General features: G+C 57.2%; 14 protein-coding genes. 3 read left to right on the forward strand and 11 right to left on the reverse strand.

Going from position 1 to position 13,865, the window contains the following annotated elements; genetic code table 11:
* Positions 1 to 25 precede the first annotated feature (25 nt).
* From LH23_RS16215 to LH23_RS16255, 9 genes are all read right to left on the reverse strand, one after another.
* Positions 26 to 1,117: an alkylhydroperoxidase domain protein gene (locus tag LH23_RS16215; RefSeq protein ID WP_039293248.1), complete on the reverse strand. Its 1,092-nt coding sequence runs from the start codon at positions 1,115 to 1,117 to the stop codon at positions 26 to 28.
* Positions 1,114 to 2,160: a putative FMN-dependent luciferase-like monooxygenase gene (locus LH23_RS16220; RefSeq protein ID WP_039293251.1), complete on the reverse strand. Its 1,047-nt coding sequence runs from the start codon at positions 2,158 to 2,160 to the stop codon at positions 1,114 to 1,116. Before LH23_RS16220 ends, LH23_RS16215 begins: the two co-directional genes overlap by 4 nt.
* Positions 2,157 to 3,776 (reverse strand): dipeptide ABC transporter ATP-binding protein, encoded by a 1,620-nt coding sequence (locus LH23_RS16225; protein WP_039293254.1) that lies wholly within the window; start codon positions 3,774 to 3,776, stop codon positions 2,157 to 2,159. Before LH23_RS16225 ends, LH23_RS16220 begins: the two co-directional genes overlap by 4 nt.
* Positions 3,773 to 4,633: an ABC transporter permease gene (locus LH23_RS16230; protein ID WP_039293258.1), complete on the reverse strand. Its 861-nt coding sequence runs from the start codon at positions 4,631 to 4,633 to the stop codon at positions 3,773 to 3,775. The genes LH23_RS16225 and LH23_RS16230 overlap by 4 nt, the downstream gene beginning before the upstream one ends.
* The gene (locus tag LH23_RS16235) at positions 4,630 to 5,574 is read right to left on the reverse strand and encodes an ABC transporter permease (protein WP_039293261.1); all 945 of its coding nucleotides are present in this window, start codon (positions 5,572 to 5,574) and stop codon (positions 4,630 to 4,632) included. The genes LH23_RS16230 and LH23_RS16235 overlap by 4 nt, the downstream gene beginning before the upstream one ends.
* Positions 5,575 to 5,583: 9 nt before the next feature.
* Positions 5,584 to 7,209: a TIGR04028 family ABC transporter substrate-binding protein gene (locus tag LH23_RS16240; RefSeq protein WP_039293264.1), complete on the reverse strand. Its 1,626-nt coding sequence runs from the start codon at positions 7,207 to 7,209 to the stop codon at positions 5,584 to 5,586.
* A gap of 118 nt (positions 7,210 to 7,327) precedes the next feature.
* Positions 7,328 to 7,567, reverse strand: coding sequence for a DUF2554 family protein (locus LH23_RS23540; protein WP_071842736.1), 240 nt, complete (start codon positions 7,565 to 7,567; stop codon positions 7,328 to 7,330).
* Positions 7,568 to 7,987: 420 nt separating this feature from the next.
* Complete coding sequence (locus LH23_RS16250; protein ID WP_039293268.1) at positions 7,988 to 8,311, reverse strand: AzlD domain-containing protein; 324 nt, start codon at positions 8,309 to 8,311, stop codon at positions 7,988 to 7,990.
* Positions 8,311 to 8,970 carry an AzlC family ABC transporter permease gene (locus LH23_RS16255; RefSeq protein ID WP_039296778.1) on the reverse strand — a complete coding sequence of 220 codons (660 nt, stop codon included), beginning with the start codon at positions 8,968 to 8,970 and terminating at the stop codon, positions 8,311 to 8,313. Before LH23_RS16255 ends, LH23_RS16250 begins: the two co-directional genes overlap by 1 nt.
* Before the next feature lie 106 nt (positions 8,971 to 9,076).
* Here LH23_RS16255 and LH23_RS16260 point away from each other — a divergent pair, with 106 nt between their 5' ends.
* On the forward strand, positions 9,077 to 9,625 hold the full coding sequence (locus LH23_RS16260) for a helix-turn-helix domain-containing protein (protein ID WP_039293271.1): 549 nt from the start codon (positions 9,077 to 9,079) through the stop codon (positions 9,623 to 9,625).
* Positions 9,626 to 9,665: 40 nt separating this feature from the next.
* Here LH23_RS16260 and LH23_RS16265 read toward each other — a convergent pair whose 3' ends face one another.
* Positions 9,666 to 9,995, reverse strand: a complete 330-nt coding sequence (locus tag LH23_RS16265; protein WP_039293274.1) for an SMR family transporter — start codon at positions 9,993 to 9,995, stop codon at positions 9,666 to 9,668.
* 308 nt (positions 9,996 to 10,303) lie between these two features.
* On the opposite strand from LH23_RS16265, the gene LH23_RS16270 reads away from it, so the two are divergent.
* Complete coding sequence (locus tag LH23_RS16270; RefSeq protein WP_039293276.1) at positions 10,304 to 12,532, forward strand: glycosyl transferase family protein; 2,229 nt, start codon at positions 10,304 to 10,306, stop codon at positions 12,530 to 12,532.
* Positions 12,529 to 13,452, forward strand: a complete 924-nt coding sequence (locus tag LH23_RS16275) for a tetratricopeptide repeat protein (RefSeq protein WP_039296779.1) — start codon at positions 12,529 to 12,531, stop codon at positions 13,450 to 13,452. Before LH23_RS16270 ends, LH23_RS16275 begins: the two co-directional genes overlap by 4 nt.
* A gap of 31 nt (positions 13,453 to 13,483) precedes the next feature.
* Here LH23_RS16275 and LH23_RS16280 read toward each other — a convergent pair whose 3' ends face one another.
* On the reverse strand, positions 13,484 to 13,771 hold the full coding sequence (locus LH23_RS16280; RefSeq protein ID WP_039293278.1) for a hypothetical protein: 288 nt from the start codon (positions 13,769 to 13,771) through the stop codon (positions 13,484 to 13,486).
* Between the last annotated feature and the right edge of the window lie 94 nt (positions 13,772 to 13,865).

Genomic DNA, 13,865 nt, shown 5'->3' on the forward strand with positions numbered 1-13,865 from the left:
CCCGGCACGTTTTGCCTTGCTGCACTCAGTTAAACGACTCACCCAGGGTCAGCATCAGACGGTTAGCCCACGCAAAAAAGGCCGTGGACTGCACCAAATCCAGCAGCTCAAGCTCGCTTAACCCCAGTTCTCTCAGGGCGTGTATCTGTTGCGCATTAGCGCTAGCCGGGGTGGTAGATAGCGCCGCCGAAAAGTTAATTTCCGCCTGCCAACGGGGTGATTGCCCGTCGCTCAGCGTCCCGCCCGGCTCAATGGCAAGCAGACGTTCTATCGCTTCGTTATGTTTTGACAGCTGGCTGGCCTTGCGGGCGTGCACGGAGGCGCAGTAAATGCAGCCGTTGATCTTGCTGGCAACCGTGGCGGCAAGTTCGCGCTCGGCACGAGGCAAACCGCCCGGCGTGTAGAAAATGCCTTTGTCGGTAAGCGTGCGCTGCTCCAGCACCGGCAGGTTACGTCCCAGCAGGCGGAAATAATCGGAGTCCTGGTGCCCGAAGCGTTTCAGAGTTTCCTGCTGTTCCGGGCCGTATTCCGCGTAAGGCAGGGCGGCTATCCAGGGTTCCCAGTTAAGCTCGGCCTGGGTAAACGTCACCGGGGCGGATTTGCCGCTGGCGGTTAACGGCTGGCGGTGCCACTCTCCGGCTGCCGGAATGCGCACCTGCTCACCGTCTACCGTCTGGCCGCCAATCAGGTGCAGCCCTCGCAGCAGGCGACTCTGGAAGGAAACGAAGCCAACAATCTGTGACAGTGTCACCACCTCTTCTTCACTAAAGCCAACCTGAATCAGCACTTTGACATCCTGCGGGCCCGCCTGCACTGGCTGGAAACTCAGCCTCTCAGCATGATGGAGCAAAGTGCTAAAACGTTCGCTGGCGGGTTTGCCTGCCAGACGCTGGGTATAATGGTCGGTAAGCTGGGCATCGTCGTGCCATTCCGCCACTCGCCTGGCGAGATGTAGCCTCTCCACTAGAGTCAGGCCACTTGAGCTGGCCTCGCCGAAAAGCGCCTCATAGCTGCCCTGCGCGTGGGTTGTTGCCGCTTCGCGGATTTCCCGCGCTTCGGCCAGCGCGGTGCCGGGAATAATGTCTGCCAGGTGATTGAGCAGATCCGAGTGACTCATAATGACTCCTTAGACAATGACGAGGTAGAGGTTGGGCGGGCGCTGCTGCGAACCCAGCCGAGCGCCGGGGCAACTTGCTGCGCGAGCAGTTCGATGGAACGCAAAATGTAAGCGTGCGGCGGATCGATGGAATGCACCTGGAACGAAAGGTCGGTCACGCGCTGGAGCGTGCTGTCGCGCGTCAGGGAAGCAATGACCTGCTGCGGCGTGCCCAGGTGAACGTCAAACGAGGCAATATGGCTATCCAGCGTATCACCCAGCACGGGATGCCCTTGCGCCCGGTGCTGTTCTGCCTGCTGGCGCAGCCCTTTGGCCGCCAGTTGCCTTGCCAGCTCGCCGTCGTCGGTGACAAAACCTGTTCTGGAGCCCAGGATGCGAGGTTCAACGCCCTCGGGCAAGGCGTCCAGATAGGCATCGATGATCGGGTTTTGTATCTCATCCAGTGGGGTATCCAGCGCATCAGCCGGGCGAGGTTGAGTGCGGGAAAGCATCAGCCCGTCGCCCGCTTTTCCTGCCCGTGCGCCGCCGTCAACGGAAAACGTCGCCTGCCAGATGCGGTTTTTTAGCTGCGGAGAGGCCGGGTAAAGATGATTATCCGTGCCTGCAAGCGGCTCGTCGTTCAGGGCTGAGCGGAGTAATGCGAGGTTGTCGGCGTAAGTTTTTCCCCTTTCCGCGCTTTGTAGCCCAAATGCCGGAAAGGAGCCCGGTGTGCCGCCTGAGCCGACGCCAAGTTCAAAGCGTCCGCCGCTAAGCAGATCCAGGACAACCGCGTCTTCGGCCACGCGTAGCGCGGATTCCATCGGCAGGGTAATAATCCCTGTGCCAAGGCGTATGCGCCGGGTATGCGCCGCCACGTGGCTCAGAAAGACCAGCGGGGCGGGCAGGCCGCCTTCGGCTTCGTGGAAGTGGTGCTGCGCCACCCAGGCAGCGTCAAAGCCGTGCCATTCGGCGTGAATAATTTGCTCCGTTGCCAGCCGGTAGCGCTCGGCGGCCGGGGTGTGGTCAAGCAGGCGGGTAAAAAAGCCCAGTCGTTTGATGGTCATGCAACGTCCTTATGGCCGGGGCCAATGTCGGGAATAGCGTTCAGCAACTGCCAGGTGTAATCGCTGGCCGGGGCGTTAAATACGTCGGCAATCGGGCCGTTATCCATCAGTTCTCCGGCACGTAGGACCGAAACGCTGTGCGCCAGCTGGCGCACGGTGGCGAGGTCGTGGGAGATAAACAGGTACGTCAGGCCGAGCTGCTGCTGCAGATCGTCGAGCAGGCGCAGGATTTGTGCCTGCACCGTGACATCCAGCGCGGAAGTGGCCTCATCCAGCACCAGAATTTGCGGTTCAAGAATTAGTGCGCGGGCTATAGCTACGCGCTGCCGCTGCCCGCCGGAAAGCTCGCGAGGTTTGCGAGTTAATGCTTCCAGCGGAAGCGCTACGCGTTCGGTAATCGCTTCTACTTTGGCGCGCCGCCCGGCCTTCGACAGCTTGCCGAAGTTAAGCAATGGCTCCTCGATGATGCGAAAGAGCGTCTGGCTCGGGTCAAGCGACGCGAAAGGATTCTGGTACACCAGCTGAATTTTCTGCCGGAGCTGGCGGCGGGCTTCCGGACTGAGATCGGTGGTGTCGATGCCGTCGATCAGCACTTGCCCGCTGTCCGGCTGCTGGAAGCCAAGCAGAATGCGCGCCAGCGTGGATTTACCGGAACCGGACTCGCCAACCAGCGCGTGGGTGGTGCCTTTGGCCACGGTAAAAGACACGTTGTCCAGAGCCCGGAGCGTCTGGTCACTGCCTTTCCCCAGGGAGAAGTGCTGGCTCAGGTTGCGGATTTCGATGGCCGCCGTTTGCGGGGCGCGTAAAGGCCAGGCCCGCAGCGTGCGCGACAGCCCCGGCGCATCGGCAAACAGCTGGCGGGTATAGGGGTTTTTAGGCTGTCGAACGACTTCAGCCGTTGGGCCAGCCTCCTGGATTCGCCCATCGCGGAACACCAGGATACGGTCGGAGCGTTGGGCTGCTAGTGCCAGGTCGTGCGTGACGAACAGCACTGCTGTACCGGACTCGCGCCGCAGAGTCTCCAGCAAATCAAGAATTCGTTTCTGCACCGTAACATCCAGCGCGCTGGTCGGCTCATCGGCAATAATCAGCGCGGGTTTCAGGGCGATAGCCATGGCGATCAACACCCGCTGTTTCATTCCGCCGGAAAGCTGGTGCGGATATTGCCCCGCACGCTGCGCCGGGTGGCTCAGACCCACTTTTTCAAGCAGGGCTACAACCTGGCTTTCCCGCTCGGCTTTGGGCAGCCGGGTATGAAGTTTCAGCACTTCGGCCACCTGCTGGCCAATAGTTTTTACCGGATTGAGCGAACTGCCAGGATCCTGCGGGATCAGGCTGATGCTGGCGCCGCGCAGGGCGTCGAGCTGGCGATCTGACCAGCGGCTGATGGCCTCTCCGTTGAGCTGAATTTCACCGGATTCAATCACGCCGTTGTCGCCCAGCAGCCCAATAATCGACTGGGCGAGGGTGGTTTTGCCGGAGCCGGATTCACCCACAATTGCAAGCACTTCTCCGGCGTTCAGGCTGAAGGAGGCGTTGTGCACCACGCGTTTATTACCGCCGCGTTGGCGCCAGGCGATGCTCAGGTCAGTGATTTTTAACAGCGGCGTACTCATGACGATCTCCGGGCAAAATGGTGGCTAAGACGGTTCACGGCAAGTACGACAGCCACGACAACCACGCCGGGGAAGGTAGAAAGCCACCAGGCCGTGGCGAGGTAGTTTCGGCCCTCAGCAATCAGCAGACCCCATTCCGGCGTCGGCGGCGGCGTGCCGTAACCCAGAAAACTCAGGGTAGACAGCGCCAGAATGGCGGAGCCGAACTGCAGCGCGGCAAAGGCGAACACGGAGGTTAAAGCGTTCGGCAAAATATGGCGCCACAGCACCTGCAGGAAGGTGCCGCCGCTGCCGACCGCAGCCTCGACATAATCGCTGTGGCGAATACGAACCACTTCTGCACGCGCCAGGCGGGTAAAGTTAGCAATAGACGTAACGCCCACCGCGATGGCGGCGTTCACAGTCCCAAAGCCAAGCAGAATAATGACGCTAAGTGACAGCAGCAGACCGGGAATGGCCAACAGCACATCCACGCCGCGCATGAGCGCGTGTTCCGTTTTACCGCCGGTTGCTCCGGCCAGGACGCCAAGTGCGGTACCGACTACCAGCCCGAGCGCCACGGCAACCAGCGCCCCGGAGAGCGAATGCGATGCGCCCCAGACGATTCGCGCGTAGAGATCGCGGCCAAGCTGATCGGTGCCTAGCCAGTGCCCGGCCTGAGGCGCAAGACGCTGCGCGCCGGGTACACCTTCGGTTGGGCTCCACTGAGTAAACAGCGCCGGGAACAGTGCCCAAAGTGCGACAATAATCAGCGTTAACCAGGCCAGCCAAAGACCGGGCTGAATGTTAGCGCGCAGACCCGAAAAACGGCGTGCTGCACGGTGCGGCAGCGGAGTATTGATATCAACGGTCGTCATGCGGTTACTCCCCGAATAGACTTAAGGCGAGGATCGAGCAGGGGATAAAGCACGTCCACCAGCAGATTAATGACCACGAAGCTCAGGGCGGAGATCATCACCACCGCCTGCAGCACGGCGACGTCCTGATTATTCACCGCCCGCTGCGTCAGCTGACCCAGGCCGTTGAGGCCAAAGACGGTTTCGGTGATAAGCGCCCCGGCAATCAGCTCGCACAGCAGCAAACCGGCTACGGTCAGTACCGGAAGCAGGGCGTTGCGGGCCACGTGCCGCCACAATACACCCGCGTGGCTGCCGCCTTTTGCCCGGGCAACGGCGACGTACGGCTGAGTCAGCACCTGGTCGATGTTTCGCATCAGCAACTGAGCCAGCGGGGCGCTAATAGGCACCGCAAGTGTGGCGACCGGTAAAATCAGCCCCTGCCAGAAACCGGGATTGATCACCGGAATCAGCCGCCACTGGAAGGAAAACAGCTGGATGAGCGCAATGCCGAGCCAAAACGTCGGGACGGCAATGAACAGCGCCGGAAGGTTAGCAAAGAGCGTTCTTAGCCCGCGCAGCGGGGCCAGGGTTGAAGCCGCTGAAATACCCACGGCGAGAATAATCGCGGCGACAAACCCCAGCCCGGCCAGGCGTAGCGTCGAAGGAAGGTTGGCGGCAATCAGCTGGCTGACGGAAACGCCAGCCTCGATGGAGTAGCCAAACTCACCGCGCAGCATATGGCCGAGCGTCGTCAAATATTGCTGCCAGAGCGGGGTGCTTTCGCCGTAGATCACCCGCATCTCCTGAATTTGCTCTGCACTCAGGCCGAGATCCGGGTTCTGGAATTTGATCAGGACGGCATCGCCCGGCAACAGCTGTAGAAGAATGAACGACACGCTATAGGCCGCCCACAGTACCAGCAACGCCTGGGCCACGCGCCCGGCCAGATAACGTGTCATGGTTGCCCCTTAGTGTTTTTCAAGCCAGGCGGCGTAGAACGACGGGCGTCCAACCGCTTCAAACGCCACGCCTTTCAGCCACGGCGCGCCGGCAAAGACCTGCGGCTCTTCAAAGATCGGGATGACGTACGCCTGGTCGATAAGATAGCGCTGGGCATCGCCCGCCAGCGTCAGTCGCTTCTGAGGATCCACTTCGGAAGAGATCCCCACCAGCAGGGCATTCAGCTTGTCGTCGGTAAATTGCGAGGTGGCGCTGAGGCCGCCTTTTTGCAGCAGGGCATCACGGTTGGCCGGGTGGAACTGGCTTTTGATCACGTCCGGGTCAGCGCGGCCCACTTCGATGACGTTAACCCCGGTTTTCTGCGGATCGTTGGTATCCAGCACCCGGCTACCGGCATCCCCGGCGCGCACGCTCAGGCCCACGCCGATTTGCTTCCACTGCTGGGCAACCAGCTGCAGCACTTCTTTGTTCTGCGGCTGCGGCAGGGATTCGTAAATGGTCAGCGCCAGCGGCTTGCCGTCTTTCTGGCGAATGCCGTTGCTGCCTTTTTGCCAGCCGGCTTCATCGAGCAGCTTGTTGGCCAGCGCCGGGTCGTATTTCAGCTTGTCACGCAGGTCAACATAGCCCGCCGCGGTGCTGGCGATCACCGAAGTGGCAACCGGGTAGTTGGCGGAGAACAGAGTGTCGACAACTTGTTGAGCGTTGGTGCCGTGCAGCAGCGCCTGGCGAACTTTGACGTCGGCGACCAGCGGGTTATCCGGGCGCAGCGCAATGCCGTCGTTCACGCCCCGGGTTGGGGCTGCGTAAATAGGGAACTTCTGATCGGTGGCCTGCTTCTCGTCATAAGCCTGCACCTGGCGAATAAAATCCGCCTGGCCTGCCAGCAGCGCGCCGATGCGCACGCTGTCCTCCGGCGTCACCAGAATTTTAATGCCGTCGAGGTTAGCTGGCCCCTGCTGCGGGCTGTTTTTCGGCCCCCACTGGTAGTCCTTGCGTGCCACCAAATCGACTTCCCGGCCCAGGGTTTCGTTTTGCACCACGAACGGGCCAGAACCGATGATGTTGCGGGCATCGCCCAGCTCGTCAAAGGTACGCGCCAGCGTTTTCAGGGAAACCAGGCCGGAGCCGATGGTTGCCGTGCCCTGCAAAAAGCCCGGTGACGGTTTTTTGAAGAAGAACTTCACGGTCAGCGGGTCAACAACCTCACTGTGATCGTAGTTGTTGATCACTTCAGATACCGGAAGGCGCAGGGCTTTGTTGCCGAGGCCGTAGGTATCAAAGTTTTTGGCGACGGCATTGGCGTCCAGTGGCGTGCCGTCGGAGAAAGTCACGCCAGGGCGCAGCTTGAAGGTGTATTCGGTTTTGTCGGCATTGCTGGTCCAGGATTCGGCAATCCATGGCTCCACTTCGAGCGTTTTGGGGTTTTGCCAGGTCAGTTTATCGGTGATTTGGTTCAGGATGCCGCCGTTCGGGTAAAAGCCCCCGGCCGGAGGATAAAGGTTGGTGTGAGCCTGTTGTTCCAGGTAGACCAATTCCCCGCCTTTTACCGGGGCGGCGCTGGTGCTGAAAGCAGCAAAGGCTGCTGCTAATGCCAGACCGCGAGCGATCGTGTTCTGGCGAGGCGATGATGGCATGGTGTTATCCTTTATTGTCTGATTGTTAGCGGCGCGCGCAGCGCCTTGAAACTCATAACAACTCAGGCAATAAAGGATGAGAACGAAGAAAATTTACTAACGATTGTTGAAAATCGACTTAACGCAAATAGGTGGCTGGCCGTCTGTGGGTGACCGCATGATGGTGTTCGCGAAAATCATCAGCGGAATCTTCTGCGGCCTGGCGCAGTTCGTCGCTGTCGGCCTGGTGGCTAAGCTGAATATCTATATCTTTCACTACGAAGTATTCATGCCCGTGGCGTTCAGCCATGGTCTGGCCGGAAAAGAGTGCGGTAACAATTAATAACAGGATAATGTTGAGCGGTTGTTTTATTGCCATCTTGCCACGCCTCATGGGTGTTTTTTCTTTGGTGGTAAGGTGCTGCTTTTTTTCCCCTCACCCTAACCCTCTCCCTGAGGGAGAGGGGATGAAAACCATGCGTAGTTTGTTTTATCTCTCCTCTGATGGGAGAGGGAATGAAACCATGCGCAGTTTGTTTTCTCTCTCCTCTGATGGGAGAGGGAATGAAAACCATGCGCAGTTTGTTTTCTCTCTCGCCCCTTTGGGGAGAGGGCCGGGGTGAGGGGCTGCGCCAGCACGGAACCTCGCTACTCTAGCGATAATCCCAGAGCGAAACTATTCGGCGAATCAAAAGTGATTTAAAGGTTTGTCAGCAAAGTAAAAACGAGCAAGGAAGGCGTTTTGTTGCGCTGTGGTTAAGGCTGAATATGCGAAGGGCCGCGCAATAGCGGCAGCCCATCAGTGAATACCGGCCAGGCGCAAGAGGGCGGTCACAAGTGCAGCCGCGATAATCACGAAAATCAGCGGTACTTTGCGCCAGGCAAGGACAACGGCCACGGCAACGCCTGCAAACCTGGCATATCCGGCAAAATGGGCACCTTCAAAAAAGGTGGTTGCCAGCGCCACAGAGAACAGTAGAGTTGTTGCTCCGTCGTTAAGCAGCTTTTGTGAGCGTTCGGAAAGCGCCAGCTTGCTGCCGAGTTTTGCGCCACTAAAGCGCATCAGCCAGGTCCCCGCTGACAGTACGGCCAGTCCGGCAAGCACGGTGAATGTATTGGTCATTATTTTTTCCTCGCCAGCAGGCCCAGCATTGAAAGCAGCACCGGCAGCCCTACAGGGGCGAAAGGCGTGGCGGCAAGTGAAATGGCGGCCCCGGTTGAGGCACGAACCAGAGTGGTACGGCTTTTAAACGCCGGGATCACCAGCGCCAGCAAAATCGCCGGGAAAACGGCGTCCAGCCCGATCACCTCCGGGGAGGGAAGCAGGCTGCCCACGCCTGCGCCAAGCAGCGTGCCAGCAGGCCAGAAGAGCGCGACGCCAGCCCCACATAACCAGTAGGCCGCTTTGCGTTTTTCTGGCGTGGCCTGAGACAGGCCGAACACGACGCTTTCGTCGTTCATGATATGGCAGCCCAGCAGGCTTAGCATGCGCGTGCCCACCAGTTCCCGCACGGCCACGCCAAAGGGAATATGTCTGGCGTTAACCAGCAGGCCGGCCATCGCGGCCGCAAAAGGATTACCACCGCTGGCGATAATGCCGATAAACATAAACTCGGACGCCCCCGCCAGTACGACAAAAGAGGCCAGAACCGGCAGCCAGAGAGGGAATCCGTAGGCCATCGCAAGCGAGCCGTAGGAAACACCCACCACGCCGACGGCAAGGCAGACCAGAAATATTGCTTTTTTGGTGTCTCCGGGCAGGGTGCGGAGGTGTTCGCGCATCATCTAATGGTTTCCATATCGAACGAAATCGCCATTATAATGACCGCAATCTGCTACTATATCAAGCGAACGAATCGTTCATTTTACCGAACAGTGGGGGAGTTGTATGACCCAGCCAATAGACACCATCGCTAAAAGTCTGGTGCGGGAACGCGGGCGCGCAGGGCTGTCGCTGGCGGAAGTGGCGCGCAGGGCCGGGATTGCAAAATCCACGCTTTCGCAACTGGAAGCCGGGAACGGCAATCCTAGCCTGGAAACGCTTTGGGCGCTGTGCGTGGCGTTGAATATTCCGTTTGCCACACTGCTTGAACCGCAAAGTGCCAGAACACAGATTATTCGTCGGGGAGAAGGCAGCCGCATTGCCGCCGAACAGGCTAATTATGTCGCTATTTTGCTGGCAACCTGCCCGCCGGGCGTGCGGCGCGATATTTATCTGGTTGAAGCGCAGCCGGGCACGCCCAGACTGTCGGAGCCGCATCCGCCGGGGTCAGTGGAGCATATGATTGTGACACAGGGGCGGGCGCTGGTCGGCCTGACGGAGTCTGCCGCAGAACTGGGGGTTGGGGATTATATTTGTTACCCGGCGGATCAGCCGCATATTTTTCGCGCGCTGGAGCCGGACACAATGGCCATTATGGTGGCGGAGCAGAATTGACGACGGACGCGGGCTGCCTTTTTAAGACAGCCCGTTTTCATTAATGGGCCACGGATTTTGAGAACAGGTTAATCACCAGCACGCCGAGAATAATCAGCGCCATCCCCGCCAGCGCGGGCCAGTCGAGTTTCTGCCCGAGGAAAAGCCAGCCAATCATGCCAATCAGCACGATGCCGGCACCGGACCAGATGGCATATATGATCCCGGTTGGGATAGTGCGCATGGTGATAGACAGCGCATAAAACGCCACACCATAGAACAGAATTGTCACGACGCTGGGCCACAGGCGGCTGAAACCATCGGAGAGTTTTAACGCGGTGGTAGCAATCACTTCGGCGACGATTGCAAGAATTAGCCAGCTATAGGTCATGTTCGGTTGTATCCAGGATAAACGGCGATTGCGGAGCGCTATTTTGACCTGGCGGCACGGTTTTCGAAAGACGGCAAAGCAAAAAGGCTCGGCCATCGCGCTTGATGTTTATGGGCTGTTTAATTTGTTAAATCCAGAGTCTTTAACTGGTTTGAAAGTTAATCTCCAGTTTGTTTGTGGTTTAAATCAAAAATAAATGAAGCATGATGCTTTATCAGAATATTCTGTTCCCCTATGATACCGGTAACATTCTGATGGTGACAAAAAAACGCCGCCAGAAAAACGACAACTAACCTCTGGGGTGAGGCATGGACGGGTGGGTGGATTACTTTTCGAGCTATCTTTATGGTGTCAAAGTAATCGCAATGGGTTTGGCTATTCTTATATTTATCAGTGGAATAGATGACCTTTATATTGACGCTGTGTATTGGCTTCGCCGCCTGTGGCGCGCCTGTACCGTGCGTCACCAATATCCGCATGTCAGCCGCCAGACGCTGCTTCAGCTTCAGGAAAAACCATTAGCAATATTGGTGCCAGCCTGGCATGAAACGGGCGTGGTGGGCAAAATGACCCGCCTTGCGGCGGCGTCGATTGACTACGAAAACTACCATATTTTTATTGGTGTCTACCCGAATGATGCTGCCACCCAACGCGACGTCGAAGACGTTTGCGCCCGTTTTCCCAACGTGCATAAAGTCGTTTGCGCCCGGCCTGGCCCGACAAGCAAAGCTGACTGTCTGAACAACGTTCTGGATGCCGTTTTCCAGTTTGAGCGCGACGCCTGTTTTAGCTTCTCTGGCTTTGTCCTCCATGATGCGGAAGATGTTATTTCACCGCTTGAGCTGCGGCTTTTTAACTCGCTTATCGACCGTAATGACCTGATTCAGCTTCCGGTTTACCCACTTGAACGCAGCTGGAAGCACTTCACCAGCCTGAGTTATCTGGATGAGTTTTCCGAACTGCAGGGTAAAGATGTGCCCGTCCGGGAAGCGCTGGCGGGGCAAGTGCCCAGCGCTGGCGTAGGAACCTGCTTTAGTCGTCGGGCCGTGCTTGCTCTCCTTGCGGACGGTGAGGGGCGGGCCTTCGATGCACAAAGCCTGAGCGAGGAGTACGACATCAGTTTCCGCCTGCGTAAAAAAGGCATGACGGAGACGTTCTGCCGCGTTCAGGTGGTGGACAACGTTGATGAGCGGAAGAGGCCGTTTGGGGCTCAACGGCGAAGGGCTAACGTGGTTTGCGTCCGTGAATATTTCCCGGATACGTTTCGCGAGGCTGTAAGGCAGAAATCACGCTGGATCATCGGCACGGTCTTCCAGGGGTTCAAAACGCACCGCTGGACTTCAAGCTGGAGGTTAAATTATTTCCTCTGGCGAGACAGAAAGAGCGGTCTGGTAAATTTTCTGGGTTTTGGCGTTATGCTGATAGCGATTCAGCTGGGCGGGCTATGGATTTATGAGCACACCGTGGATGACGCCTGGCAATTCATGTCGATTTTGTGCTGTGACGAGTGGTTCGTTATCCTGCTGTGGATCAACCTTGGCCTGATGGGCAACCGTGTTTTGCAGCGTATTATTTTCGTCACCGGCTTTTACGGACTTCGGCAGGGATTGCTCAGCATTCCTCGATTATTCTGGGGCGCGCTGATCAATTTTATGGCTAATTGCCGTGCTGTCCGGCTGGTGCTCCTGTATGGCGATCCGCGCCGTGTGGCCTGGGATAAAACGCGCCATGATTTTCCTCATACGCTGCCCCGGGATCCGGCTCTGCGCCCGTTGGGCGAAATACTGATGACACACGGCATGATTAGCCAGGCGCAGCTGGATGAGGCCCTACAGCAGCGTATTCCAGGCCTGAAACTTGGCGGGCGTTTGCTGAGAAGTGGTGTTATCAACGTGCTGCAACTTGCACAGGCGCTGGCAGAACAGGCTGGTGTCCCTATGGAGCGTATGGATTGCCGCTGCCTCGATAAACGACTCATCGCTGAGTTACCTTCCGGGGTGGCGCGTCATTACGCTGTACTGCCGCTGAGGGAAGAGCCAGATAAATTGGTGCTCGCCAGTGAAAGCTTGCTGGATCCTGTCTCGCTGGCAGCGCTGGCACGCAAGATTGGCCGACCTGTACGCTACGTCATCGTGCCTCGCGGTGAGGTTGTGGTTGGGCTAAGGCACGGGTACGGCGAAGCGCAAAATACCGGGCAATTCGCGTTGCTTTCCAGAGCAGCGGCAGCGGGTATGCTGAGTCCGAAACGGGCAGAAGCGTTATGGCATGAGTACGTTTCCGGGCAAATTTTGTTTGCGGAGGTGCTTATCACCGAAAGCTATCTGGATGCGGCCGTGCTGAAAGCTGTACTGCTGCGCTATGAACGCAGCGATATGCAATTTGGCGATTTCCTCGTACAGGAAGGGGTCGTTGGGCAGTCTGCGGTCGATCACGCGCTGGAACAGCAGAAAAAACTGCAGCCTTCATTGAGTGGGCTGATGCACAGCGCCGGGCTGAGTAGCCTGCAAATCTCCAGTCTTATAGGAGAATTAACGTGAGGCAGTGTCTGAAATGGCTGACGGCGATGGCCTGTGGCCTGATGATTGCCGGATACGCGCTGGCGGCTACAGAAGGTTCAAGGGATGATTTCGGGCTAAGCGACTACTGCTACTTTAAAGTTTACCCTCATATCACCAGGGCGAAAAAAGCGCTTCAAGCCAACAATGAGTCGCGGGCAATCGACAGTTTTCAGCATGCCCACAAACTGGCACCGGAGAGTATCCGGCTGACGCTCTGGCTTGCCGAAGCCTATACCCATTTCAACCACAACGATAAAGCGATCGCGCTATTACACGAGCAGTTACGTAAAACGCCCGGTAATGTGCAGATCCGTCAGGCGCTGGATGCCATCCCTCGTCCTGAAAAAATAATCGCAACACGAGAGCAGCTTCTGGCGCTTGATGCGGAGTGTGCAGGTTCTCCGTCGGTCGTATGCCGGGCCGAAGTCGGAAACTATGCCGTCAGGCTTGGGGAGCTGGATATCGCCCTGCAGCAGCTTAATGATGAAGCGCTTCGCACATCGTCCCAGGGCCAGACATTGATAAACAGTTTGACCCAACGTGCTGTCGAGCTGCAAAAATGGCACTTTGCCGACCGGGGATTTGCGCTGCACGATCGTCTGGTCACATTAAATGAAGAGCAGTACCAGCAGTGGTTCGCTATTTTGCTCCACCTTGAGCGCGACCGGCGTATTCTCGACCTTCAGCGGCAGGGTGTGATGAATTCTCCCGGTATGCAGCTGGCCTATGCACAGTCCCTCGCCGAAAGAAAAGCTTACCCGGCATTGAGAGCTTATCTTGCCAGCCATCACCCCCGGTTTACCTCCGAGACTGAAAAGCGAAACTGGCGAGATTTGAAGGTGAAGTGGGGCGGCGTGAAAGCGCCAGAGCGCTATTATGGAGAGGCAGTAATAAAATAAAAGGGTCCTTTGTTAAGGACCCCGCAATTATTTATTTTTTGAAAACTTCGATATTAATGTCTTTATGGTTAGATTCATCACCCGTGGCGGCGACAATCACATAAAAACAGTCTGCAGGCTTCACATTTGACGCTTCACATTTTTGATCTACTTCTTTAGACAAATCCTTATGCCCGACGGTCGGCGTACCATCTTGAGTCAGGGATAGATCGCCAACCTTGGTGTAACCAGATGATTCTTCATGCGTTATTTGTTTTGCCGCAAAAGCAGGAGACGAAACTAACAGTGTTAAAGCCAAAGCAGGTAACAGATATTTCATCTTTGTCATCCTCTGAATATATTCATTGAGACGGTTAACTGTTTTTCCTCATTAACGCATTAAAGAATTAGCACAGTTCTAAAGAAAATCAATT

Source organism: Cedecea neteri (genome assembly GCF_000758305.1).
Lineage (GTDB): Bacteria > Pseudomonadota > Gammaproteobacteria > Enterobacterales > Enterobacteriaceae > Cedecea > Cedecea neteri_C.

Bases quoted from the DNA above. Each gene is read 5' to 3' on its own strand.
- LH23_RS16215 (WP_039293248.1), bottom strand. From the start codon at position 1,117: ATGAGTCACTCGGATCTGCTCAATCACCTGGCAGACATTATTCCCGGC.
- LH23_RS16220 (WP_039293251.1), bottom strand. From the start codon at position 2,160: ATGACCATCAAACGACTGGGCTTTTTTACCCGCCTGCTTGACCACACC.
- LH23_RS16225 (WP_039293254.1), bottom strand. From the start codon at position 3,776: ATGAGTACGCCGCTGTTAAAAATCACTGACCTGAGCATCGCCTGGCGC.
- LH23_RS16230 (WP_039293258.1), bottom strand. From the start codon at position 4,633: ATGACGACCGTTGATATCAATACTCCGCTGCCGCACCGTGCAGCACGC.
- LH23_RS16235 (WP_039293261.1), bottom strand. From the start codon at position 5,574: ATGACACGTTATCTGGCCGGGCGCGTGGCCCAGGCGTTGCTGGTACTG.
- LH23_RS16240 (WP_039293264.1), bottom strand. From the start codon at position 7,209: ATGCCATCATCGCCTCGCCAGAACACGATCGCTCGCGGTCTGGCATTA.
- LH23_RS23540 (WP_071842736.1), bottom strand. From the start codon at position 7,567: ATGGCAATAAAACAACCGCTCAACATTATCCTGTTATTAATTGTTACC.
- LH23_RS16250 (WP_039293268.1), bottom strand. From the start codon at position 8,311: ATGACCAATACATTCACCGTGCTTGCCGGACTGGCCGTACTGTCAGCG.
- LH23_RS16255 (WP_039296778.1), bottom strand. From the start codon at position 8,970: ATGCGCGAACACCTCCGCACCCTGCCCGGAGACACCAAAAAAGCAATA.
- LH23_RS16260 (WP_039293271.1), top strand. From the start codon at position 9,077: ATGACCCAGCCAATAGACACCATCGCTAAAAGTCTGGTGCGGGAACGC.
- LH23_RS16265 (WP_039293274.1), bottom strand. From the start codon at position 9,995: ATGACCTATAGCTGGCTAATTCTTGCAATCGTCGCCGAAGTGATTGCT.
- LH23_RS16270 (WP_039293276.1), top strand. From the start codon at position 10,304: ATGGACGGGTGGGTGGATTACTTTTCGAGCTATCTTTATGGTGTCAAA.
- LH23_RS16280 (WP_039293278.1), bottom strand. From the start codon at position 13,771: ATGAAATATCTGTTACCTGCTTTGGCTTTAACACTGTTAGTTTCGTCT.